General features: G+C 69.5%; 12 protein-coding genes. 5 read left to right on the forward strand and 7 right to left on the reverse strand.

Translation table 11 applies throughout. The annotated features are described in order from the left end of the window. Window positions 1-137: 137 nt before the first annotated feature. A complete protein-coding gene (locus tag H3H37_RS22145; RefSeq protein WP_182166608.1) occupies window positions 138-12,971 on the reverse strand; it encodes a beta strand repeat-containing protein in 12,834 nt (4,277 codons plus the stop codon). A 173-nt stretch (window positions 12,972-13,144) separates the two neighbouring features. Here H3H37_RS22145 and nudC point away from each other — a divergent pair, with 173 nt between their 5' ends. Together nudC and folE are read left to right on the forward strand one after the other, a co-directional pair. Further along, window positions 13,145-13,966 carry an NAD(+) diphosphatase gene (gene nudC, locus H3H37_RS22150; RefSeq protein WP_182166610.1) on the forward strand — a complete coding sequence of 274 codons (822 nt, stop codon included), beginning with the start codon at window positions 13,145-13,147 and terminating at the stop codon, window positions 13,964-13,966. A 127-nt stretch (window positions 13,967-14,093) separates the two neighbouring features. After that, entirely contained in the window at window positions 14,094-14,657 is a 564-nt protein-coding gene (gene folE / locus H3H37_RS22155; protein WP_182166612.1) for a GTP cyclohydrolase I FolE, read from the forward strand. 95 nt (window positions 14,658-14,752) lie between these two features. On the opposite strand, the gene H3H37_RS22160 is transcribed toward folE, so the two are convergent. Both H3H37_RS22160 and H3H37_RS22165 read right to left on the reverse strand, forming a co-directional pair. After that, on the reverse strand, window positions 14,753-16,402 hold the full coding sequence (locus tag H3H37_RS22160; protein WP_182166614.1) for a M20/M25/M40 family metallo-hydrolase: 1,650 nt from the start codon (window positions 16,400-16,402) through the stop codon (window positions 14,753-14,755). 34 nt (window positions 16,403-16,436) lie between these two features. Continuing rightward, complete coding sequence (locus H3H37_RS22165; RefSeq protein ID WP_182166616.1) at window positions 16,437-17,342, reverse strand: LysR family transcriptional regulator; 906 nt, start codon at window positions 17,340-17,342, stop codon at window positions 16,437-16,439. 150 nt (window positions 17,343-17,492) lie between these two features. Between H3H37_RS22165 and H3H37_RS22170 the strand changes: the two genes are divergently transcribed. Then, on the forward strand, window positions 17,493-18,506 hold the full coding sequence (locus H3H37_RS22170; RefSeq protein WP_182166713.1) for an aldo/keto reductase: 1,014 nt from the start codon (window positions 17,493-17,495) through the stop codon (window positions 18,504-18,506). A 155-nt stretch (window positions 18,507-18,661) separates the two neighbouring features. Beyond that, complete coding sequence (locus H3H37_RS22175) at window positions 18,662-20,302, forward strand: methyl-accepting chemotaxis protein (protein WP_182166618.1); 1,641 nt, start codon at window positions 18,662-18,664, stop codon at window positions 20,300-20,302. A 119-nt stretch (window positions 20,303-20,421) separates the two neighbouring features. Here the strand turns inward: H3H37_RS22175 and H3H37_RS22180 are convergent, their stop codons facing one another. The 3 genes from H3H37_RS22180 to H3H37_RS22190 all read right to left on the reverse strand — a co-directional run bounded on the left by H3H37_RS22180 (window position 20,422) and on the right by H3H37_RS22190 (window position 23,124). After that, the gene (locus tag H3H37_RS22180; RefSeq protein ID WP_182166620.1) at window positions 20,422-20,964 is read right to left on the reverse strand and encodes a hypothetical protein; all 543 of its coding nucleotides are present in this window, start codon (window positions 20,962-20,964) and stop codon (window positions 20,422-20,424) included. Between the two features lie 223 nt (window positions 20,965-21,187). Continuing rightward, a complete protein-coding gene (locus H3H37_RS22185; RefSeq protein ID WP_182166622.1) occupies window positions 21,188-21,799 on the reverse strand; it encodes an OmpW/AlkL family protein in 612 nt (203 codons plus the stop codon). Between the two features lie 284 nt (window positions 21,800-22,083). Beyond that, window positions 22,084-23,124 (reverse strand): energy transducer TonB, encoded by a 1,041-nt coding sequence (locus H3H37_RS22190; RefSeq protein ID WP_182166624.1) that lies wholly within the window; start codon window positions 23,122-23,124, stop codon window positions 22,084-22,086. 139 nt (window positions 23,125-23,263) lie between these two features. Here H3H37_RS22190 and H3H37_RS22195 point away from each other — a divergent pair, with 139 nt between their 5' ends. Beyond that, window positions 23,264-24,055, forward strand: coding sequence for a M48 family metalloprotease (locus H3H37_RS22195; RefSeq protein WP_182166626.1), 792 nt, complete (start codon window positions 23,264-23,266; stop codon window positions 24,053-24,055). On the opposite strand, the gene H3H37_RS22200 is transcribed toward H3H37_RS22195, so the two are convergent. After that, the gene (locus H3H37_RS22200; RefSeq protein ID WP_182166628.1) at window positions 24,046-24,768 is read right to left on the reverse strand and encodes a substrate-binding periplasmic protein; all 723 of its coding nucleotides are present in this window, start codon (window positions 24,766-24,768) and stop codon (window positions 24,046-24,048) included. The two genes, H3H37_RS22195 and H3H37_RS22200, sit on opposite strands and share 10 nt — an antisense overlap. Between the last annotated feature and the right edge of the window lie 25 nt (window positions 24,769-24,793).

Consider the following 24,793-nt stretch of genomic DNA (forward strand, 5'->3'; position numbering starts at 1 on the left):
CAAGAGGGTGTGCAGGGCTTTATTTTCATTTGGCAACACTGTGTTGCGGCACCGCGCCGGGGGGCGCGGTGCCGTCCAAACAACATTGCCAACCGGGGCGGCAGCGGCCCCGACCGAGGCCTGGCCGGCGCCCGGCTTTACTTCGGCGGCAAGGCCAGCCAGCCCTGCTGGGCGGCGCGCGGATCGGCCATGCCATCGGGCCGCGCCGGCGCGCTCAGCAGGGTGCCGGCGCGCGGCCGGCCGTAGGCGTCAAACTGGCTCAGGGCCGCCGTCAGCACCGCCACCTGCTGCGAGGTGCCGGCCGCCAGCGCGCTGGCCGGCGGCGTGGCGCTCGCCTGCTGGGCGGTGTCGGCCGCCAGCGCGTCACGGGTCAGTGCGTAATGGGTCAGCGCATGGGCCAGGCTGCCCACCTGGCTGCTCATCGGCGACTGCACGCCTTCCTGGCGGTTGGCCACGAACCACACGTCGGCCGCCTGGTGCACGCTGCCGTCGCCGCGGGTGAAGCTCGATACCAGGCCCAACCGGTTGCCGTACTGCTGCGTACCGCTGGCCGTGGCCGTGGTGGCGATGGCCGTGATGCCCAGCGAGGACAGGCTGTGCAGCTCGCCCGTTTCCGTCACGGCGTCGCTGTTGGCGTCCACCCACACTTGCAGTTGGCCCCAGGCCACGTCGGCGCTGGTGATCTGGCCGTCGCCATTGCTGTCGAGCTGGCCCAGGGCCGCGTAGCCATCCCTGGCCTGGCTGCCGTCGGCCAGCCGGGTGGCACTGCCGAACAGTTCGCTGCCGCTGGTGATCTGGCCGTCGCCATTGCGGTCCATCACCAGCAAGCCATCGCTGGCGGCCACCCAGCCCGTGTGCACGGTGCGGCCGTCGCCATAGATGTCGAACTGCACGCCGGCCGCCACGCTCAGCGTGGACACGCCGTCGCCGCTCAGGTCCAGGATCAGCGGCGTGGCGTAGCGCGACGAGGCCGGGTTCAGGGCCATGGTCTGGTCGGTGCTCATGGCCGCCACCTGGGTGTTGCTGAAGGCGGCGATCTGGTCGGTGCTGAGGGCGGCCAGGTCGGCCGTCTCCAGCGCCACGATCTGCTGCGTGCTCAGCGAGGCCAGCTCGGCCGTGCTGAGCGCGGCCGCCTGCGCGCTCGTGATGCCGGCGATCTGGGCCGTGGTGAGGGCCACGATCTGCGACGTCTTGAGGGTGCTGATCTGCAGCGTCGTCAGCGCGTCGAGCTGGGGCACGCCGATGGCCGCGATCTGGTCGGTGCTCAGGGCCGCCAGCTGGGCCGTGCTCAGGGCCGGCACCTGCACGCTGGTGAACGAGGCCACCTGGCCGGCGCTCATGCCCAGCAGCTGGCTGGTCTTGAGCGACGCGACCTGGGTGGTGGTGAGGGCGGCCACCTGGTCGCCCGTCAGGTAGCCGACCTGGGTGGCCGAGAGGGCGTTGACCTGCGACGTGCTGAGCGCCGTCAGCTGGTCGGTGCTGAAGGCGTTCAGCTGGTCGACGCTGAAGGTGGCCACTTGCGAGGTCTTCAGCGACTGCACCTGGGCCGTCGTCAGCGCGGCCACCTGGGACGCCAGCAGCACGGCGACCTGGGCCGTCGTCAGGGTCAGCACCTGCGCGGTGGTCAGGTTGGCCACCTGGTCGGTCGACAGGGCGTTGAGCTGGTCCACGCCCAGCGCCGTGATCTGGCTCAGCTTGATGGCGTCCACTTGCAGCGTGCTCAGCGCGCCGACCTGGGCCGCCGTCAGCACGGCCAGCTGGGCCGTCGTCAGGTAGCCGATCTGGGCCGTTGTCAATGCTTGCACCTGGTCCGTGCCCAGCACATACATCTGGTCGGCCGTCAGCGCGGCCAGCTGGGCGCTGCCCAGCGCCGGCACCTGGGTGGCCGTCAGGGCCGGCACCTGGCTCAGCGACAGGGCCGCGATCTGGCTCGTGGTGAGGGCCGCCACCTGGGCCGTGGTCAGCGCCGTCAGCGCCGCCGTGGCCAGCGTGGCCAGCGTGGCGCCGTTGAGGGCCGCCACTTGCTGTGTGCCCAGCGAGGCCAGCTGGTCGGTGCTGAACACGGCCAGCTGGGCCGACTGGATGGCTGCCGCCTGGGCCGTCGTCAGGCCGCGCAGCTGGGCCGTGCCCAGGCTGGCCGTCTGCGCCGTGGACAGGGCCGTGAACTGGTCGCTGGTGAGGGCGGCCAGCTGCTTGCTGCCGAGCGCGGCCAGGTCGGCCGTCTCCAGCGCGGCCAGCTGGTCCAGCGTCAGCGTGGTCAGCTGGGCCGTGGCCAGCGCGGCGGCCTGGGCCGTCGTCAGGGCCACGATCTGGTCCGTGCCCAGCGTGGCGAACTGGGCCGTGCTGAGCGCGCCGATCTGGGCCGTCGTCAGGGCGGCCACCTGGTCGGTGGCGAGCGCGGCCACGTCGTCCGTGCTCAGGCCATAGGTGAGCTGGGTCGAGCTGAGGGCGGCCAGGCTGGCCGTGGCCAGCGCGGCGACCTGGGCGGTCGACAGGCCGGTCAGCAGCTGGGCCGTGGTCAGGGCCCGCAGTTCGGTGCTGGTCAGGGCGTTCAACTGGTCGCTGCCCAGCGCGGCCAGCTGGTCGCTGGTGAGCGCGACTATCTGCCGCGTTTGCAGCGACGACAGGTCCAGCGTTTCAAGCGCCGCGATCTGCTGCGTGCCCAGCGCCACCACCTGGCGCGTCGTCAGCGACGCGGCCTGGGCCGTCGTGAGGGCGACGATCTGGTCGGTCGTGAGGCCGGCGCTGATCTGGTCGGTCGACAGCGAGGCCAGCGCGGCCGTGCTCAGCGCGGCCAGCTGGTCGGTGCCCAGCGCGGCCAGCTGGTTGGTGTCGAGCGCGGCCAGCTGGGCCGTCTTGAGCGCACTGGCCTGGGCCGTTGTCAGCGCGGCCACCTGGGCTGTCGTCAGGGCCGCCACCTGGGCCGTGGCCAGGCTGGCCAGCTTGCTCGTGGCCAGGCTGGAGAACTGATCCGTGCTCAGCGCCGTCAGCTGGTCGGTGCTGAGTGCCGCCAGTTCGGCCGTGGTCAGCGCGTTCAGCTGGTCCGAGCCCAGCCATTGCAACTGGCTGGTGGCCAGCGTGGCCACCTGGATCGTGTTCAGGGCGGCCAGGTCGGCCGTCTCGATGGCGGCCACCTGGTCGCTGGTGAGCGCGTTGACCTGGGTGCTGGCCAGCGCGCGCCACTGGGCCGTGGTCAGGGCCACGATCTGGTCCGGCGTCAGGGCCGTCAGCTGGGTGCTGCCCAGGGCGGCCACCTGGGCCGTCGTCAGCGCGGCCAGCTGGACCGTATCGAGCCCGCTCAGCTGGGCCGTGCCCAGGCCCAGCGCGATCTGCTCGGTGCCCAGCGCGGCCAGCGTGGCCGTGGCCAGCGCGTTCAGTTGCAGCGTGGTCAGGCCGGCCACCTGGGCCGTGCTGAGCGCCGTCACCTGGCTGGTGCGCAAGGCGTTCAAGTCCTGGGTGCTGAGCGCGGCGATCTGGGCCGGCGAGAACGCGGCCAGTTGCACACTGCTCAGGCCCACCAGTTGCTGGGTCAGCAGGGCGCCGATCTGGTCGCTGCCGAGCGCGGCGATCTGCGCCGTGCCCAGGCCGGCCAGCTGGCCGCTGGCCAGCACGGCCAGCCAGTCAGTGGTGAGGGCGGCCACGTTGGCCGTGCTGAGCGCGCCCAGCTGGGTGCTGAGCAGGGCCGCCACGTCGGCCGTGGCCAGCGCGTTGAGCTGGTCGCTGCCCAGCGCCGCCACTTGCTGGGTGGCCAGCGATACGGCCTGGGCCGTCGTCAGGGCGGCGACCTGGTCGGTGCTGAGGGCGGCCAGTTGCAGCGTGCTCAGCGCGTTGAGCTGGCCGCTGGCCAGGCTCGCGATGTCATCCGTGTTGAGGGCCGCCAGCTGGTCGCTGCGCAGGGCCGCCAGCTGGCGCGTGGCCAGTGAGGCGGCTTGGGCCGTCGTGAGGACGGCGACCTGGTCCGTGGTGAGGGCGCCCAGCTGCAGCGTGCTCAGCGCGTTCAGTTGCTGCGAGCCCAGGGCCGGCAACTGGTCGGTGCCGAGGGCGCCCAGCTGGGTCGTGCTGAGCGCGGCCACCTGGGCCGTGCCCAGCGCCGCCACATCGTCGGTCGGCAAGCCTTGCAATTGCTGCGTCCCCAGCGCGGCCACCTGGGCCGTCGTCAAGGCCGCCACCTGCTGTGTGGCCAGCGCGTTGAGCTGGTCGGTCGCCAGGGCCGCCACCTGGGCGCTGCGCAGGCCGGTGATCTGGGCCGTGGTGAGCGCTTGCAGGTCGTCCGCCTGCAGCGCGGCCAGCTGGTCGCTGCCCAGCGCGGCTAGCTGGGCCGTGCCCAGGGCGCGCGCCTGCGCCGTCGTCAGGGCCACGATGTCATCGGTGCTCAGGCCGGCCACCTGGGCCGTGCCCAGCGCGGCCACCTGGACCGTCGCCAGGTTTTGCCACTGGTCGGTCGTCAGTTGGCCCAGTTGCAGCGTGCTCAGCGCGCCGATCTGGGTGGCGGTGAGGGCCGCCAGTTCGTCCGTGGTCAGGCTTTGCAGCTGGACGCTGCCCAGGCTGGCCACTTGCAGCGTGCTCAGCGCGGCCACCTGGGCGGTACTCAGCGCGGCCAGCTGGTCGCTCGTCAGTTCGGCCAGTTGCAGCGTGGTCAGCGCCACCACCTGCGCCGTGCGCAGCGCTTGCAGGTCGTCCGTCTCCAGCGCCGCCAGCTGGGTGCTGGTCAGCGTGGCCAGCTGCAGCGTGCCCAGGCTGCTGACCTGGTCCGTGGTCAGGGCCACGATCTGGTCGGTGCCCAGGCCGGGCAACTGGCCCGTGCCGAGCGCGGCGATCTGGCTGGTGGTCAGGCTTTGCAGCTGGTCCGTCGTCAACTGGCCCAGTTGCTGCGAGCCCAGGGCCGCCAGCTGCTGCGTGCGCAGGGCCGCCAGTTCATCCGTCGTCAGGCTTTGCAGCTGGGCGCTGCCCAGGCTGGCCACCTGGGTGGCCGTCAGCGCGGCCACTTGCAGCGTCGTCAGGGAAGCCAGCTGGTCGCTGCTCAGTTCATTCAGTTGCAGCGTCGACAGCGTGGCCAGCTGGAGCGTGGCCAGCGCTTGCACGTCGTCCGTCTCCAGCGCCGTCAGCTGGGTGCTGGCCAGTGCCGCCAGTTGCAGCGTGGCCAGGCTGCGCACCTGGTTGGTTGTCAGCGCGACGATCTGGTCGGTGCTGAGCGCTTGGATTTGCGCGCTGCCCAGCGCGGCCAGCTGGGCCGTGCCCACGCTTTGCAACTGGTCGGTGCTGAGTGTGCTGACCTGGGCCGTCGTCAGCGCGGCCAGCTGGGCCGTGCGCAGGGCGGCCACATCGTCCGTGCCCAGCGCTTGCAGCTGGGCCGTGGCCAGTGCGGCGATCTGGTCCGTGGTCAGCGCGGCCGCCTGGGCCGTGGCCAGTGCGGCGATCTGGGCCGTGCCCAGGCTGGCCAGTTGCGTCGTGCTCAAGGCCGCCACCTGGGCCGTCTTGAGCGCTTGCAGGTCGTCCGTGTCCAGTGCGGCGATCTGGGCTGTCGTCAAGGCCGCCACCTGGGCCGTGGCCAGCGCCGCGGCCTGGGCCGTCGTCAGGGCCACGATCTGGTCCGTCGTCAATGCTTGCAGCTGGCTGCTGCCGAACGCGACCATCTGGGCCGGGGTCAGGCTTTGCAGCTGGTCGGTGCTGAGCGCGTCGAGCTGGTCGGTGCGCAGGGCTGCCAGTTGCGCCGTCTTCAGCGTGGCCAGCTGGTCGGTGCGCAAGGCCGCGACCTGGGCCGTGGCGAGGGCCGCCAGCTGGGTGGTGGACAGGGCGCCCGTTTGCAGCGTGGTCAGGGCGGCGATCTGGTCGCTGCCCAGCGCCGCCAGCTGGCCGGTGGCCAGCGCGGCCACCTGGGCCGTTTTCAGGGCGGCCAGGTCGTCCGTCGTCAGGGCCAGCAATTGCTGGGTGCTCAGCGAGACGGCCTGGGCCGTGGTCAGCGCGGCGGCCTGGGCCGTCGTCAGGGCGGCGATCTGGGCCGTGCTCAAGCCCGGCAGCTGGCCCGTGCCCAGCGCCGCGATCTGCAGCGTGGCCAGGCTTTGCACCTGGTCGGTGGACAGGGCCGCCAGCTGGGCCGTGCCGAGCGCGGCCACCTGGGCCGTTTTGAGGGCGGCCAGGTCGGCCGTCTCCAGCGCTTGCAGCTGGAGCGTGGTCAGCGCGGCCACCTGGGCCGTGGCCAGCGCGCCCGCCTGCAGCGTGGTCAGGGCCACGATCTGGTCCGTGCCTAGGCTGACCAGCTGGCTGGTGCCCAGCGCGGCCAGCTGGGCCGTCTTGAGGGCCGCCACGTCGTCGGTGGACAGCACGGCCAGTTGTTCCGTGGCCAGCGTGCTCACCTGGAGCGTCGTCAGGCCGGCGGCCTGGGCCGTCGTGAGGGCGGCGATCTGGTCGCTGCGCACGCCGCGCAACTGGGCCGTGGCCAGGGCGGCCACCTGGGCCGTCGTCAGGCTGGCGAACTGGTCGGTGCTCAAGGCTTGCAGTTGCAGCGTGCCCAGCGCGGCCACTTGCGCCGTCTTGAGCGCATCGAGGTCGCGGCTTTCCATCGCTTGCAGCTGGGCCGTCGTCAGGGCCGCCACCTGCTGCGTACCCAGGGCGCTCGCTTGCAGCGTGGTCAGGGCCACGATCTGGGCCGTGCCCAGCGCGGCCGTGGCGTCCGTGCCCAGCGCCGTGAGCTGGCTGGTCTTGAGCGCGGCCACGTCGTCCGTGCTCAGCGCCACCACCTGGGCCGTGCCGAGCGCGGCCACCTGGGCCGTCGTCAGATTGGCGGCCTGGGCCGTGGTGAGGGCGCCGATCTGGTCGCTGCGCAAGCCGCGCAACTGGGCGCTGGTGAAGGCGGCCACCTGGGCCGTCGTCATGCTGGCGATCTGGTCGCTGTTGAGGCTGGCCAGTTGGGTCGTGGCCAGCGCGGCCACCTGCGTCGTCTTCAACGCGTCGAGGTCGCTGTTTTCCAGCGCCCGCAGCTGGTCCGTCGTCAGGGCCGCCACCTGCTGGGTGCCCAGGGCGCTCGCTTGCAGCGTGGTCAGGGCCACGATCTGGGCCGTGCCCAGCGCGGCGATGGCGTCCGTGCCCAGCGCCGCGAGCTGGCTGGTCTTGAGCGCGGCCACATCGTCCGTGTTCAGCGCCACCACCTGGGCCGTGCCGAGCGCGGCCATCTGGGCCGTCGTCAGATTGGCGGCCTGGGCGGTGGTGAGGGCGGCCAGCTGGTCGCTGCGCAGGCCGCGCAACTGGGTGCTGGTGAGGGCGGCCATCTGGGCCGTCGTCATGCTGGCGATCTGGCCGGTGCTGAGCGCCGCCAGTTGCGCGGTGGCCAGCGCGGCCACTTGCGCCGTCTTGAGCGCGTCCAGGTCGCTGTTCTCGAGCGCCTGCAACTGGTCCGTCGTCAGGGCTTGCACTTGCTGCGTGTTCAGCGCGCCTGCTTGCAGCGTGGTCAGGGCCACGATCTGGGCCGTGCTGAGCGCGGCCGTGGCGGCGCTGCCCAGCGCCGCGATCTGGGCCGTCCTGAGCGCGGCGAAGTCGTCGGTCGTCAAGGCCAGCACCTGGGCCGTGCCGAGGGCGGCCACCTGGGCCGTCGTCAGTCCGGCGGCCTGGGCCGTGGTGAGGGTGGCGATCTGGCCGCTGCCCAGGCTCACGACCTGGGCCGTCGTCAGTGCGGCGAGCTGGGCCGTTCCCATGCTTTGCAACTGGTCGCTGCCGAGCGCGGCCAGCTGGTCCGAACTGAGCACCATCAACTGGGCGCTCTTGAGCGCGTCCAGGTCGGCCAGCGTCAGGGCCTGGATTTGCTGCGTGCCCAGCGCCGCCACCAGTGCCGTGCGCAGCGACGACGCTTGCAGCGTGGACAGGGCCGCGATCTGGGCCGTGGCCAGGCTGGCCAAGGCCGCCGTGCCCAGCGCGTTGAGCTGGGCCGTCTTCAGGGCCGCCAGCTGGTCGGTGCTGAACGCGGCCAGCTGGGCCGTGGCCAGCGCGGCCACCTGGGCCGTTGTCAGGTTGGCGGCCTGGGCCGTGGTGAGGGCCGCGATCTGGTCGCTGCCGAAGGCCGGCAACTGGGCCGTGCCGAGCGCGCTCAGCTGGGCCGTGGCCAGGCTTTGCAGCTGGGCCGTCTGCAGCGCGGCCAGCTGGTCGGTGGACAGCGCCTGCAACTGGCTGCTGCGCAGCACGGCCAGTTCGGCCGTCAGCAGGGCGCGCACCTGGTCGGTGGTGAGGGCGGCCAGCTGGCGCGTGCCCAGGTTGCTGACCTGGGCCGTGACGAGCGCGTCGATCTGCCCGGTGCCGAGCGCGGCCACCTGCTGCGAGGCCAGCGCATTGAGCTGGCTGGTCTTCATGGCGGCCAGGTCGACTGTCTCCAGCGCGGCCACCTGGGCCGTTTGCAGGGCCGTCATCTGGGCCGTCGTCAAACTGGCGGCCTGGGCCGTGGTGAGCGCGACGATCAGGTCCGTGCTCAGCGCGGCGACCTGGGCCGTGGTGAGGTTGGCGATCTGGGCCGTCGTCATGGCTTGCAGCTGGGCCGTGCTGAGCATGCCCAGCAGTGCCGTGCCCAGCGCCGCCAGCTGGGTCGAGGACAGCGCGGCCAGATCGGCCGAGGTGAGCGCGGCCACCTGGCCGGCATTGAGCGTGACCAGCTGGGCCGTGCTCAGCGCGCGGGACTGGGCCGTCGTCAGCGCGGCGATCTGGTCCGTGCTCAGCAGGCTCACTTCGGTCGTCGTCAGGGCCGTGATCTGGCTGGTCTTCAGGGCGGCCAGGTCGGCCGTCTCCAGCGCCGCCAGTTGCGCGCTGGTGAAGGCGGCCACCTGGGCCGTCGTCAGGCCGGCGGCCTGGGCGGTGGTCAGGGCGGCGATCTGGTCGCTGCCCAGGCCTTGCAACTGGTCGGTGCCGAGGGCGGCGAGCTGGGCCGTGCCCAGCGCCTGCAACTGGCTGGTGGCCAGCGCGCCGAGCTGGCTTGTGCTCAGGGCCCGCAGCTGGCTGCTGCGCAGCGCGGCCAGTTCGGCCGTGCTCAGCGCTTGCATCTGGTCGGTGGTCAGGGCGGCCAGTTGGCGCGTGCTCAGGTTGCTCACTTGCAGCGTGGACAGGGCGGCCAGCTGGGCGCTGCTGAGCAGGCTGACCTGGGCGCTGGCCAGGGCGTTGAGCTGGGCCGTCTGCAGCGCGGCCATGTCGTCGGTGCCGAACATGGCCAGCTGGTCGCTGGTGAGGGCGGCCATCTGGGCCGTGGCCAGCTTGCTCAGTTGCAGCGTGCCGAGGGCGGCGATGTCGGCCGTGCCCAGGGCCTGGAACTGGGCCGTGTTCAAGCTGCTTAGCTGGGCCGTGGTCAGCGCCTGCACCTGGGCCGTGCCGAGCGCGCCGATGTCGTCCGAACTGAGGCCGCGCAACTGGAGCGTGCTCAAGGCGGCCAGGTCGGCCGTCGTCAGGGCGGCCACCTGGTCGGTGGTGAGGGCGGCCAGCAGGCGCGTGGCCAGGCCGGCCGCCTGCTGGGTGCTCAGCGCGGCCAGCTGGGCCGTGCTCAGCAGGACGGCCTGGGCCGTGCCCAGCGCGTTGAGCTGGCTGGTTTTCAGGCTGACCAGGTCGGCCGTCTCCAGCGCGGCCAGTTGGTCGCTGTTGAGCGCTGCCAGTTGGGCCGTCGTCAGGGCCGCCGCCTGGGCCGTCGTCAGGGCGGCGATCTGGGCGCTGCCGAACGCGCCCAGCAGGCGCGTGCCCAGGGCCACCGTTTGCAGCGTGTTCAGGGCCGCCACCTGGGTCGTGCTCAGCAGCGCGGCCTGGTCCGTCGTCAGGGCCGCCACCTGGTTCGATTGCAGCGCGGCCACGTCGCCCGTGTCGAGCGCGGCCAGCTGGTCGCTGGTCAGCGCGGCGATCTGGACCGTGGCCAGCTTGCTCAGCTGCTGGGAATTGAGGGCCGTCAGCTGGGCCGTCGTCAACGCTTGCAACTGGGCCGTGGTGAGCGTGCTGAGCTGGGCCGTCGTCATCGCGCGCAGCTGGGCCGTGCCCAGCGCCGCGATGTCATCCGTGTTCAGGCCGCGCCACTGGGCCGTGCCGAGCGCGGCCACGTCGGCCGTCGTCAGGGCGGCCACCTGGTCGGTGGTGAGGGCGGCCAGCAGGCGCGTGGCCAGGCCGGCCGCCTGCTGGGTGCCCAGCGCCGCCACCTGGGCCGTGCTCAGCAAGGCGGCCTGGGCCGTGCTGAGCGCGTTCAGCTGGCTCGTTTTCAGGCTGGCCAGGTCCACCGTCTCCAGCGCCGCCCACTGGTCGCTGGTGAGGGCGGCCACCTGGGCCGTCAGCAGGCTGTTGGCCTGCGCCGTGGTCAGGGCCACGATCTGGGCGCTGGTGAGCGCTTGCAACTGGCTGCTGTTGAACGCGGCGACCTGGGCCGTGGACAGGGCCTGGATCTGGGCCGTGGTGAGCGCGGCCACGCTGGCCGTGTCGAGCGCGGCGATCTGGACGGTCAGCAGCGAGGCCAGGTTGGAGGTGTTGAGCGCCAGCAGCTGGGCGCTGCCCAGCGCGTTGAGCTGGGCCGACGTCAGCGCGGCCGCCTGGGCCGTCGTCAGGGCCGCCACCTGGGCCGTGCTGAGCAGGGCCACTTCGTCGGTCGTCAGGGCCCGGACCTGGGCCGTGCGCAGCGCGGCCAGGTCGGCCGTCTCCAGCGCCGCCAGCTGGTCGCTGGTGAGGGCGGCCAGCTGGCGCGTGGCCAGGTTGCTGGCCTGGGCCGTCGTCATGGCCACGATCTGGGCCGTGCCCAGCGCCTGCACCTGGGCCGTGCCCAGTGCGCTCAACTGGGCCGTCGTCAATGCTTGCAGCTGGGCCGTGCTGAGGGCGGCCACGTTGTCCGTGCCCAGGCTGGCCACCTGGACCGTGCGCAGGGCGGCCAGCGTAGCCGTCGGCAGGGCGGCCAGTTGCGCGCTCGACAGGTTGGCCATCTGCAGCGTCGACAGCGACGCCGCCTGCAGCGTCGTCAGGGCGGCCACCTGGGCCGTCGTCACGGCAGCCAGCTGGGCCGTATTGAGGGCCAGCAACTGGCCGGTGGCCAGCGCGGCCCAGTCGCGCGTTTGCAGGGCGGCCACCTGGTCGCTGCCCAGGCTGGCGACCTGGCGCGTTGTCAGCGCGGCCGCTTGCGCGGTGCTGAGCACGCCGATCTGGTCGGAATTGAGCACGGCCACCTGGTCGGTGCCCAGCAGTGCGATCTGGGCCGTCTTGAGCGCGGCCACCTGGCTGGTGCTGAGGGCCGCGATGGCGGCCGTGCCCAGGCCCAGCAACTGGTTCGATTGCAGGGCGGCGTAGTCGGCCGAGCTCAGGGCGGCCAGCTGGTCGGTGGACAGGGCCCGCAGCTGCAGCGTGGTCAGCGCGGCCGCCTGGGCCGTGCCCAGCGCCGCGATCAGGGCCGTGCCCAGCGCGCCCACCTGGGCCGTGGTCAGGGCCGTCAACTGGCTGGTCTTGAGGGCGGCCCAGTCCACCGTCTCGAACGCGTTGAGCTGGTCGGTGGTGAGCGCGGCCATCTGGCGCGTGGTCAGCGCGCCGGCCTGTGCGGTGCCCAGCGCCACCAGCTGATCGCTGGTCAGCGCGGTGATCTGGGCCGTGCCCAGTGCGGCCAGCTGTTGCGTGGCCAGCGCGGCCACCTGGGCCGTCTGCAGGGCGGCCACGGCATCGCTGCCGAGGGCGGCCATCTGCTGGGTTTGCAGGGCGCGCAGAGTGGCCGTGCTGAGCGCGGCCAGCTGGTCCGAACGCAGCGCCGCCCATTGCACCGTGGCCAGGCCCGGCACTTGCGTGCTCCTGAGCGCGGCCAGCTGGGCGGTCGTGACGGCGCCCAACTGGGCCGTCGACAGCGCGGCCAGTTGCGCCGTTTTCAGGCTGGCCCAGTCGGCCGTTTCCAGTGCCGCCAGTTGATCGGTGGTGAGCGCGGCCAGCTGGCGCGTGCCCAGGTTGCTGGCCTGGTTGCTGCTGAGGGCGACGATCTGGTCGCTGCCCAGGGCTGCCACCTGGGCGCTGGACAGGGCATTGAGCTGGGCCGTGCCCAAAGCGGCGGCCTGGGCCGTGCTGAGGGCGGCCACGTTGGCCGTGCCCAGGCCGGCCAGCGCGCCGGTGGCCAGCGCGGCCAGGTCCATCGTTTGCAGCGCGGCCAGCTGGTCCGAGCGCAGCGCCGCCAGTTGTTGCGACGATAGCGACTGGGCCTGGGCCGTGGTCAGCGCCGTGATCTGGTCCGAGGTCAATGCGCCGAACAGGGCGCTGCCCAGCGCGGCCAGCTGGCTGGTCTTGAGGCTGGCCAGGCTGGCCGTGGCCAGCGCGTCCAGTTGCGCCGACGACAAGGCCGCCACCTGGGCCGTCAGCAGGGCGCTGGCCTGGGCCGTGCCCAGCATGGCGATCTGGTCGCTGCCCAGGGCCGCGATCTGCTGGGTCAGCAGGGCCGTCAGTTGCTGGGTGCCGAGCGCGGCCACCTGGTCGCTGCGCAGGGCCGCCACGCTGGCCGTGGTGAGGGCGGCCAGTTGCTGGCTGCGCAGGGCCGCCACATCGGCCGATTGCAGGGCCGCCACCTGGTCGGAGCCGAGCGCGCGCGCCTGCGCCGTGCTCAGGCCGGCGACCTGGGCCGTCTTCAGGGCGGCCAGGTCGGCCGTGCCCAACAGGGCCACCTGGGTCGTCGTCAGGGCGCCCAGCTGGGCCGTCGACATCGCGGCGAACTGGTCGCTGGTGAGGCCATACACCAGTTGCGCCGTCGTCAGCAGCGGCATTTGCTGCGTGGACAGGGCCTGAATCTGCTGGGTGCCGAAGCCGTAGGCCAGCTGCGTCGTGCTCAGCGCCTGCAAGTCCTGGCTGGGCAGGGCGCGGATCTGCTGGCTGCTGAAGACCGCCAGCTGGTCAGTCGTGAACGCCGTCATTTGCGTGGTCGACAGCACGCCCATGTCGGCCGTGGTCAACTGGACGATTTGACTGGTCAGCAGCTGAGCGATCTGGTCAGTGCTTAATTCTTGAACGAGCGACGACATAGTGGGGGTCTCCTAGCAGAAGGATATAGTAACGCCAATCGACTCGAAATTGAGAATAAGCAAGAAATTCCCATGCAAATCTTGGCATGAAAACAAGGACTTAGCGGCGCCGGATCAGCATGTTGGAAACACGGTAAGATGCACGCTATCGCATCCCGAGGAATCGCCGCCCCATGCTGCACACGCCCGCCGCCTTCACGCCCATGATCCATCCGCAAACCCATGCCGCGCCGCTGACTTTCCTGTGCCATCGCGGACAGTTGCTTTTGCGCAACGACAACTGGTCCTTACCGCCGTCCGCCGTGCTGGCCGCGCTGGACGTGGCGTCCGCACGCATCCATCCCGTGGGCGTGCTCGATGGCCAGTACTATCAAACCGCCTGGACCGACAGCGACGCCGTGCCGGGGCCGGAATACGGCTGGCACAGCCTGCGCGCCCTGTTCGGCGTGTGCGACGAGGGTTTCCTCGGCGTGGCCGGGCGCGCCGTGCAACTGGCCGAATGGGCCAGCACCCACCGCTATTGCGGCGCCTGCGCCACCCCCATGACGCACGTGGCCGGCGAGCGCTGCTACCAGTGCCCGGCGTGCGGCATGAGCGCCTACCCGCGCATCTCGCCGGCCATGATGGTGTTGATCCGCAAGGGCGAGCAGGTGCTGCTGGCCATGCACGCCAACGCGCCCTACAAGCGCTACACGGCGCTGGCCGGTTTCCTCGAGGCCGGCGAATCGATCGAGGAAGCCGTGCACCGCGAAGTGTTCGAGGAGGTCGGCTTGCGCGTGCATAACCTGCGCTACTTCGCCAGCCAGCCGTGGCCGTTCCCCCATTCGCTGATGGTGGCCTTCACGGCCGACTACCTGGACGGCGAGATCCGCGTCGACCCCAGCGAGATCGCCGACGCACGCTGGTTCGGCCCCGACGACGAATGGCCGGAGCTGCCCATCACTGTCTCGATCGCGGCCGCGCTGATCAACGCCCACCGCCCGCCCGGGCGCTAGCGGCGCGCGGTTGGCCTGCGGGCTGGCTGCAAGACTGGGCGCGGGGCCGGCCGCGGGGCTGACCGGTGGGCTGTCCGCATTTTCTGTATACTTGCGGCAATCGTTATTTTTATGGTCTCACTACATCATGTCTAAAGAAGCTTTCACGGAACAAGACTGGCGCCGTCTGCTCAGCTCGCTGGGCGAGGACCCGGACCGTCCCGGCCTGGCCGAAACCCCGCATCGGGTGGCCAAGGCCTGGAAACACTGGACCTCGGGCTACGAGCAGGACCCGGTCGAGCTGCTGAAAGCGTTCGAGGACGGCGCCGAGCAGTACAACGAGCTGATCGTGGTGAAAAACATCCCCGTCTACAGCCACTGCGAGCACCACCTGGCGCCGTTCTTCGGCAAGGCCACGGTTGGTTACCTGCCCAATGGCAAGATCGTCGGCCTGTCCAAGCTGACCCGGCTGGTCGATTGTTTCGCCAAGCGCCTGCAAGTGCAGGAACGCATGACGATACAGATCGCCAACGCCCTGATGGAAGTGCTGGAACCGAAGGCGGTGGGGGTGGTCGTCAAGTGCCGTCACATGTGCATGGAAAGCCGCGGCATCCGCACGCCGGGCGAAGAAACCATCACCTCGGCCATGCTGGGCGAATTGCAGCCCAACCTGGCGCTGCGCACGGAATTCCTGGCGCTGGCCCGCGACTAGGACGACGCAACGTCAAACCGGGGTCAGGTCATGCCATCACGCAACTTGCGCGCAAGTTGCGTGATGGCATGACCTGACCCCGGTTCTTTGTGTGGCTATTTGCGCGCGGCCTTGAATTCGGCGTTGGGCTTCCATTGCGGCGCGGCGCTTGCTTGCGCCACCTGGTAGCCGACGTCGTACAGCAGGGCGATGTCCTGCACGGCGCCGCGCAGATCCCAGTCCGGTTCCACCACGTCGTGCACGGTGTGGTATTGGTTGGCCGTGTAGGCCTGGCGCTTGGCCAGCGCGGCCGCCGCGTTCGCGCCCGTGTATTGCGCGCCGCCGCGCAGCAGCAAGGCGGGCACGCCGGCGCGCGCGAATTCCATCTGGTCGTTGCGGAAGTACATGCCCAGCTCGGGATTGATCTCGCCGTGCACGGTGCGGCCCTGCGCCTTGGCGGCGCTGACGACGACGTCTTCGGCGTCGCTGCGGCCCATGCCCACCAGTTCCACGTCGCGCGTGCGGCCCCACAGGTTGAGGCCGTCCACGTTCAGGTCGAGCAGCGTTTTGTTGAGCGGATACAGCGGATTGCGCGCGTAGTATTGCGCGCCCAGCAGGCCGCGTTCCTCGCCCGTGGTGAACAGGAACACGATGCTGCGCTTGGGCGCCACCGGCAGCGCCTTGTAGGCCTTGGCCACGGCCAGCAGGGCGGCCACGCCGGAGGCGTTGTCGCGCGCGCCGTGGAAGATCTGCTGCGTGCGCGGCCCCGGCAGCGTGCTGTCGATGCCGAAATGGTCCCAGTGCGCGCTGTAGAGCACCACTTCATTCTTGAGCGCCGGGTCCGAACCCGTGATCTTCGCCACCACGTTGTTCGACGCCACTTCGCGCCACGTGTTCTGCGCGCTCAGGCTCACTTTCACACCCAGCGGCACGGGCTTGAAGTCGCGCGACAGGGCGCCGTGCTGCAACTGGTCGAAGTCCTGGCCGCCGGCCTTGCACATGGCGCGCGCCTGCTCCAGCGGCAGCCAGCCGGCCAGCGGCGGGAAGGCCGGATTGGGGCCCTTGGTCTTGATGGTGAACACTTCGCGCGCCAGGCTGCTGCGCGCCACCTCGTAGGGATAGCCGGCCGGCTTGGTGTCGTGCACGATCAGCACGGCGGCCGCGCCCAGCTTGGCGGCCATCTCGAACTTGTAGTTCCAGCGCCCGTACCAGGTGAGGGCCTTGCCGCCGAACTGGCTGGCGTCGAGCTGTTTCGGATGCTTGGGGTCGGGCAGCGGCGGGTCGTTGATCAGCACCACCAGGGTCTTGCCGTGCAAGTCCACGCCCTTGTAGTCGTCCCACTGGTATTGCGGCGCCGTGATGCCGTAGCCGACGAACACCAGTTCCGAATCGGTCACGTTGACCTGCTTCTCGGTGCGCGCGCTCCAGGCCACGAACTGGTCCGGGTAGGCCAGCTTGACGGGCGCGCCGGCGCCGGCCCGGTAGCTGAGCGTGGGGTGGGTGGAGATGCCCACCGTCGGCACGGCTTGCAGGTAGGTGCCGTCCGGGTTGCCCGGCTCCAGGCCCAGCTTCTTCAGTTGCTGTTGCAGGTAGTCGACGGTGGCGGTCTCGCCGGGGCTGCCCGGCGCGCGGCCTTCGAAGGCATCCGAGGCCAGCGTGGTGATCTGGGACAGCATGGCGTCGGTGTCGACTTTGAGCGGCGCGGCGGCGCTGGCGGCGGCGCACGCGCACAGCGTCAGCAGCGCCGCGGTGGGGTGGAATCTCATTGGGGGTAGAGGTTGGCGGAAAGAATGCCCTATTTTAACAAACAGAATGCTGCAATAGCACATCGGCCAGCCAGTCCACGAACACCCGCACCCGCGGCGACAGGTGGCGGTTGTGCGCGTACACGATGTTGAGCGGCAGCGGCGCCGGGCGGTAGGCCGGCAGCACTTCCTCCAGCGCGCCGGAAGCGAGCAAGTCGAGCATGCCCAGCCGTGGCGACTGGATCAGGCCCAGGCCGGCCCGGCAGCTCTCCAGATAGGCTTCCGTGCCGCTGACCGACACCAGGCTGCGCATGGCCAGCGTGTGCCGCACGCCGTCGCCGTCCAGGTATTCCCAGTCCAGGTCGCGCCCGGTCTGGCTGGAGAAGAAGTTGACGGCCCAGTGCTGGCGCAGGTCGGCCAGCGTGCGCGGCCGGCCGTGGCGCGCCAGATAGGCGGGCGCGCCGACGTTGATCTGCTCCATGTCCGTCACCTTGCGCGCCACCAGCGTCGAGTCGCGCAGCACGCCGGCCCGCACGGCGCAATCGATGCCCTCGCCCACCAGGTCGGCGTAGCGGTCGCGCGAACCGAGTTTGACCTGGATCTCGGGGTAGCGCTGGAAAAAATCGGGCAGGGCCGGGATCACCACCTGGTGCGCGAGCCGCTCGGGCAAGTCCACCCGCAGGCTGCCGGCCGGCTGGCGGCCGTCGCCCAGGAACAGGCCGTTCAGGTCGTCCAGGTCGTTGAGCAGGGCGCTGCAGCGGTCCAGGTACAGCGCCCCTTCCACGGTCAGGCTGACCTTGCGCGTGGTGCGTTGCAGCAGGCGCACCCCCAGCTGCTGTTCGATCGCTTGCACGGCGTTGGTGACGGTGGGCTTGGGCAAGTCCAGCTGCTGAGCCGCCAGCGTGAAACTCTTGCTGTCGGCCACGGCCTTGAAGATGTGCATTGCTTTCAGCTGGTCCATAATTGTTATGTTTTTCCGAATAAAGTAGTGTAATTTTCCGCATTTATTGCGTACTTCGATAATAGCATAATGACTCCATCGCGCGCCCCACCGGGCAAGGCGCCCCACACCGAACTGGAGAATCTCATGCAAGCACATCTGCAAACACATCTGCAAACACATCAGCTTGGCAGCACCGGACCGCAAGTGTCGCAACTGGGCCTGGGCCTGATGGGCATGTCGGACCTGTATGGCCCGACCGACCGCGCCGAAAGCATCGCCACCATCCACGCCGCGCTGGAAGCGGGCGTCACCCTGCTCGACACGGGCGACTTCTACGGCATGGGCCACAATGAATTGCTGCTGCGCGAGGCGCTGGCCGGGCGCCGTCGCGAGCAGGCCGTCATCAGCGTCAAGTTCGGCGCGCTGCGCGATCCGCTGGGCGGCTGGAGCGGCGTCGACAACCGTCCGGTGGCGCTGAAGAACTTCCTGGCCTACTCGCTGCAACGGCTGGGCGTGGAGCACATCGACATCTACCGTCCGGCCCGGCTGGACCCGGCCGTGCCCATCGAGGACACGGTGGGCGCCATGGCCGACCTGGTCAAGGCTGGCCTGATCCGCCACATCGGCCTGTCCGAGGTGGGGCCGGAGACGCTGCGCCGCGCCCACGCCGTGCATCCGATCAGCGACCTGCAGATCGAATATTCGATGATCTCGCGCGGCATCGAGGATGGCATCGTGCAGACCTGCCGCGAACTCGGCATCGCCATCACGGCCTACGGCGTGCTGTCGCGCGGGCTGATCAGCGGCCACTGGACAGCCCAGCGCGCCGGCGAGGGCGATTTCCGGGGCCAGCACAGCCCGCGCTTCCAGGGCGACAACCTGCGCCACAACCTGTCGCTGGTGGAGCGGGTGCGCGCCATCGCCGACGAGCTGGGCGTCTCCGTGGCCCAGGTGGCCATCGCCTGGGTGGCGGCGCAGGGCGCCGCGCTGGGGGCCGATATTGTGCCGCTGGTGGGGGCGCGCAGCCGGGTGCGGTTGGCCGAGGCGCTGGGCGCGGCCAGCGTGCACCTGTCGGCGGCCGATCTGGCGCGGCTGGCGCAGGCGGTGCCGGCCGGCGCCGCGGCCGGCGCCCGCTACAACGCACACGCGGTGGCGTTGCTCGACAGCGAACGGCGCGCCTGATGTCGTCGTGATAACAAGGGGAGGGCAGTGTTATCACTCCCCTTGTCAAATCCTCTACGACAAATAAACAACATGAATGACGGTCAGTTACACAGCTTATGGCCGATCAGGCTAATTCGGCGTATTCTTTCTCCGTGTTAACAAAGGAGCTTGCCGTGAATCGCCTGACTTTCCAACAAAAACTGTGGGTCCCGCTCATTTGCAGCCTGCTGTGCATCATGGCGATCTTCATCGTCGACGCGTTCCACGCGCGCGCCGTCCGCATGGAGGAACGCAGCAATGATTTGCGTAACATCGTCGACAGCGCACTCAGCATTGTCAAAGGCTACGATGCCCAGGTGGCGTCCGGCGCGCTGAGCAAGGAGGAGGCGCAAGCGCGCGCCCAGGCCGTGATCCGCAGCATGCGCTACGGCAGCGACGGCTACCTGTCGATCAACAATTCCAATTTCGTCGTCATCATGCATCCGATCAAGCCGGAAATGAATGGCAAGGACATGAACAGCATGCAGGACCCCAAGGGCAACTACGTGTACCGCGACATCGTCGCCGCCGGCAACAGCAGCGACAACGGCGGCTTCGTGCGTTACTACTGGCCCCGCCCCGGCGCGTCCGAACCGGTGCCCAAGCTGAGCCGCGTGGGCCATTACGCGCCTTGGGATTGGCACCTGGTGACGGGCGTGTACGTGGACGATATCGATACCGCGTTCCGCGATTCCCTGCTGACCTCGGGCGCCGTGCTGCTGGGCGTGTGCGCGGTGCTGGCGGGGATCGTCAGCGTGGTCAACCGCAGCCTGCGCCACACCATCGGCGGCGATCCCGAATACGCGGGCCAGGTGGCGGCCCGCATCGCCGGCGGCGACCTGAGCACCGACGTCGACACCCATGAGAGCGACCGCGGCAGCATCCTGTACGGCATGAAGGCCATGCGCGACCAGCTGGCCGACACCATCGGCGAAATCCGCCACAGCGCCGAGATGATCGCCACCGCGTCGGCCGAGATCGCGACCGGCAATATGGATTTGTCGGCCCGCACCGAATCGCAGGCCAGCGCGCTGGAAGAGACTGCCGCCTCAATGGAGGAACTGACCTCGACCGTGAACCAGAACGCCAGCAACGCGGTGCAAGCCAACGAACTGGTGGAATCGGCCTCGCAAGTGGCCGAGCAGGGCGGACGCGTGGTGTCGCAGGTGGTGCAGACGATGGAAACCATCAACGCGTCGGCCACCCGCATCGTCGACATCATCAGCGTGATCGACGGCATCGCCTTCCAGACCAACATCCTGGCCCTGAACGCGGCCGTGGAAGCGGCCCGCGCCGGCGAGCAGGGCCGTGGCTTCGCGGTGGTGGCGTCGGAAGTGCGCAACCTGGCCCAGCGCAGCGCGGCGGCGGCCAAGGAGATCAAGACCTTGATCAACGATTCGGTCGACAGCATCAACGCCGGCAGCGCCCTGGTGGCCCAGGCCGGCACCACGATGGACCAGGTGGTGGCCAGCGTGTCGCGCGTGACCGCCATCATGCGCGAGATCACGGCCGCCTCGACCGAGCAGAGCACGGGCATCGGCCACGTCAACATGGCGATCACGGAAATGGACAGCGTGACGCAGCAGAACGCGGCCCTGGTGGAACAGGCCGCCGCCGCCGCCGGCAGCATGCAGGAACAGGCGCACCACCTGGCCGACATGGTGGCGCGCTTCCGGTTGAGCGGCGAGGCGGTGCGTCCGGCCGTGGCCGCCGCGCCCGCGCCAGCACCGGCCCGCGTGGCCAAGCCGGCGCGCCGCGTGGCGCTGACGCGCTAAGCCGGCGCCTTCAACGGCAACGGCCCCCGGCAACGGGGGCAAGACAAATGGGGAGTTCAAGGCAGATGGGGACGTGACGCCAGTAAATGGCTCACGTCCCCATTGGTTTGTGTGCGGCCTTATTGCGTGGCCTTGCCGGATGCCGGGGCGCCGCCACCGGCCGTTGCCGCGTCGGCCGGCTGGCCGTCATCGGCCGGGCCGTCCTGCTGGCCATCGGCGGCCGCGCCCGGTGTGCCGGCCGCGGCTGGCGCACCATCGTTCGAGACCACGGCCGGCACGAACACCAGCTTGCCGCCTTCGACCCGGAACACACCCAGCAAGTCGCCCGCTTCCGCCTTCGGTTCCGGCAGCTCGGTGCAGGTTTGCGTCTCCACCTGCCACAGCTGGTTGCCGTCGCGCAGGATCCAGGTTTGCTCGCCCAGCCCGAACAGTTCGATTTCCACGTCCTTGGCCGGCATGCTGCCCAGGCTGATGCGGCGCTGGCAGTCCGGCCAGCGCGACAGGATCAGCGACACGGCCGCGTCGCGCTTCCACAGGTGTTCCTGCTCGCGCTTGACGGTCAGCGCATGGCTGCTGCCGCTGCCGCCCACGTAGTAGGAGGCCGAGTCGTCGACGCAGGCCGTCAGCAGCAGGGGCAGGGTGGCGAGCAGGATCTTGCGCATGGCGGGAATCGTCAGCAAAAAAATGGTGCGTCCATTATAGCGGCAGCGCGGCGCGGCGGATGGCGCCGTTGGCGGGGATGGACAGGAGGCGGGAGGCGGGAAGCGGGAGCAAGACGGGCGCAAAGCGGGAGTCAAAACGCGTCGCGCCCGGCCATGTAGGACCGGGCGCGACGTTGGCGTTCACGCGGCGGGCGCCGCGCGAACGGTGGGAAGTGCGGCTGGCTTAGAAGCGGTAGCCCACGCCCACGCCGACCAGCCATGGATCGATCTGCACGTTGCTGACCTTGGCGCCGCTGACGAACACGTCGCTACGGATCTGCACTTTTTTCACGTCGAAGTTAACCGACCAGTTCTTGTCGATCTTGTAGTCCACGCCCGCTTGCAGGGCCAGGCCGAAGCTCTTGTGCTCCAGGCCGCCTGCGCCGTTCAGCAGTTCCACCTTGCTGATGTTGGTGTAGTTGATACCGGCACCGACGTAGGGATTCAGTTGCGCGTCAGGCAGGAAGTGGTACTGGGCCAGCAGCGTTGGCGGCAGGTGCTTGAAGGTGCCGATGTTGGAACCGTCCAGGCTCACGTCATGCTTTTGCGGGTAGGTCAGTACCAGCTCGGCCGACACGTTGCGGTTGAAGAAATAGGAGATGTCCACTTCGGGAATGGTCTTGGAGCTGACATCGATGCGGTCCGATGCGCCCACACCACCGACCGGGTCGGACTTGTTGGCCGGGTCAATGTGCACAGCGCGCACACGCACCAGCCATGGGCTTTCTTCCGCCATGGCGTTACCGGCCAGCATGCCGAGGGAGACCAGAATGATTGCTGCTGCAGACTTTTGCATTTGTATTTCCTCTCTTTGTTTCATTGAAGTAACGCAATCAGTCTATTGTTGCGGTGCCGCAGAAACTTTGATCTAAGTCAAAATTGTCCGGGACACGACGATGTAGCAGGCTCAGCGTGAACGCGGCTTGATTTGACGACTATTTTTTGTTGGATCGGTAAGCAATCGCGTGCGCGGGGCCGCGATTGCTGGGCCGGAAAGGTGGGGCAGTGGGGAGATGGGATGCCGGCGCCGGCAGCTTATCCGCGAGGCTGGCTGGCGCCGCGCCGTGTGCGCTGGTGTGGTCAGCGCCGGATGATGAAGTTGGTGGCGTAGGTATAGCGCATGGCGCATGGCTGGCCGCCGCAGCGTGCCGGCTTGAACTTGCTGAGCATGAGGATGGTGGCGGCGATGCGGCCCAGTTCGGGTTCGGGCGCTTCCAGCACAGAGACGCTGGTGGGCTTGCCCTCGCTGTCGATCTGGGTCAGCAAACGGAACATGCCCCGGACATGCGCCTTGTCGTGCATCGCCGTGAATGCCCGGGCGATGGCTTCCGGCCCGTTGAGCGGGTAGGGCGGCTCGTCGCCTTCCAGCAGGATCTTGTACGGCGCCTTGACCAGCTCCTGTTGCTCGGGCGAGAGTTGTGCATAGCTCAGGCCTGGCGGCACGAGGAAGCCAGACGCGGCGTCGCGCTTGATGTGGCTGCCCAGGTCGGGCTGGTCCTGGTGGATGCCGTAGGTCGGCCGTTCAGCCGGCTTGCTTGGCTTGGCTTGCGGATGGAATTCGCGCGTCACCTGGATGCCGTTCGGATAGGTGATCACACCCTTGCCGCTGAATTCACCGTGCGCCCAGCCGCCTTCGTAGCTGCCGCCGGCGCCATAGCGCATCTTGCCCTGGCCATGGGGGCTGGTGTCCTGCCACTCGCCGTGGTAGCTGTCGCCCAGCGGGGTGCTGAAATCGACGATGCCGCCCGCGACGCCAGCGACGAAGGTCGCGTTGAGCTTGCTGCCTTTCGGGTCCGTGTAGACGCCCTTGCCTTCCAGCTTGCCATCCTTGAAGTCGCCCTGCAGCGAAGCGTCGTCGTCGAGCAGCAGGAAGCCCGGCCCATTCGGTATGCCCTTCACCAGCACGCCTTCGTAGCCGCCGTGCGGGCGCCCGCGCACGGACCAGTTCAGGATGCCCATGCCGTCCGCATAGCCATCCTTGCAGGCGCCGCTCCAGCTCGCCTTTTCGTCCTCGACCGGCTGCGGGTTGGCGATCAGGCAGTCGGGGTTGCCAATGTAGCTCATGGCGGCGCTGGCGTTGGTCGCCAGCAGCAGGGAAGTCAGGGATAGCAGCAAGCGCATGGCGATGCTCCGATTGTTATTGATTTTGCAATCTTAACACCACCATTGCCCAAATGGAAGATTGCATACCTGCTCATGTATTGAGCTGGCGCAGGAACAGGCTTACTATGGACGGGTATCCCTCCCACCGGCAGCTGACATGCAGGCTTTCCTCTCCTTGCCAGGACAGCGCGCTGCGCTGGCGCAAATACTGGCGCTGGCACTGCTGGCTGGTCCAGAGGCTTGCGCACAGCCGCTCACCCAGGAGCGGGTGGCGGCGCAGGCGGCCGGGGTGTACGCCGTGCGCGTTGCCGCGCTTGATGCGGCCGGCAAGCTCGATCCGGCGGCCGCCTTCACGGCTCGCGTGCGGCGCGTGGCGGCTGGCCTGATCGCGCAGGCCGCGCGCGACTATCCGGACACGGCGGCCTGGCCTTGGGAAGTGCATGCCACCACCGACCCGGACCAGGACGCCGACAGCATGGCCGGCGGCAAGATCCTCGTCAGCCAGGCCTACGTGGAGCGGCTGGAATTATCCGATGTGGAACTGGCCATGCTGCTGGCGCATGAAATCGCCCACGTCGTGCTGCGTCACAATTTGCATGAACTGGAGCAGGCGCTGGCGCTGGACCCGGCCTGGGCCGGGCGGCCTTTGGAAGCGCTGGTGGATGCCGTCGATCACGACGCGGCGTTGATGGCCAGGCTGGCGCCCCTGAACGTGGCGCAGGAGATGGAGGCCGACCACGCCGGCCTGTTGCTGGCGGCGCATGCCGGCTGGCCGCCCGAACGGCTGGCCCGGTACTACCACAAGATGATGCGCGCCAGCGGCCGGCCCTACCTCGACAGCGACGACCATCCGGCGCCGGCCCGGCGCTGGCAGGCCGCGCGCGCGCTGGCCATCACGCTGGCCGCGCCCGTGCCCGTGCCCATGCCCGTGTCCGCGCTTCAGCGGTAGCGGGCCAGGATGCGCTCCACGCTGCCATCGTCGGCCAGCGCGTCGAGGGCGCGGCTGATGTCCTGGAACGGGATGGCGGATTTGCGCGAGAACGCGCATTGCGCCTTGAAGGTGGAGAACACCAGGTCGGGCCGCAGGCGCAGCGTCTTGTCGTTGCGGGTCAGGTAAGCCATGGTGGACTGCACCATGATGGTGTACTGCACTTCGCCCGCCATCAGCCGGCGCAGGTTCTTGTCCATATTGGGCGACTCGGTGCGGAAGAATTGCTTGCCCAGCACCTGCTCCACGCGCGGATAGCGGTAGCCGGCCACGGTGCCGATGGGGCGGTCGCGCAGGTCGGCCAGCGAACGGATGGCCGGCGCCCCCTCGCGCGCCACCACCAGTTCCGCGTCCGGGATCAGCGGCCGGCTCCATTGGTAGTCGCCATCGATCCAGAACGGCAGCACGTAGCAGATGCCGTCGGCGCGGCCTTGGGTAAGGGTGGGGGTGACGCCGTCCACGTCCACGCTCAGGTAACTCGCCTGGCGGCCCAGGCGTTGGGCCAGTGCGTCGCCCAGGTCTTTCAGGATACCGCTGCTCAGTTTGCCGTCGCGGAACTGCACCAATGGCATAGTCAGATCGGTGGGCGCGATCATGACGAGTTCGCTGGTTGCCGCCTGCGCGGTGTGGACCAGGAACAGGGCGGCAAGAAGACACAGGAGTTGCCGAAGCATGGGCGGTTCGCCTCCGGGTGTTGGA

It is taken from the genome of Rugamonas brunnea, from assembly GCF_014042345.1.
Taxonomy (GTDB): Bacteria; Pseudomonadota; Gammaproteobacteria; order Burkholderiales; family Burkholderiaceae_D; genus Rugamonas; species Rugamonas brunnea.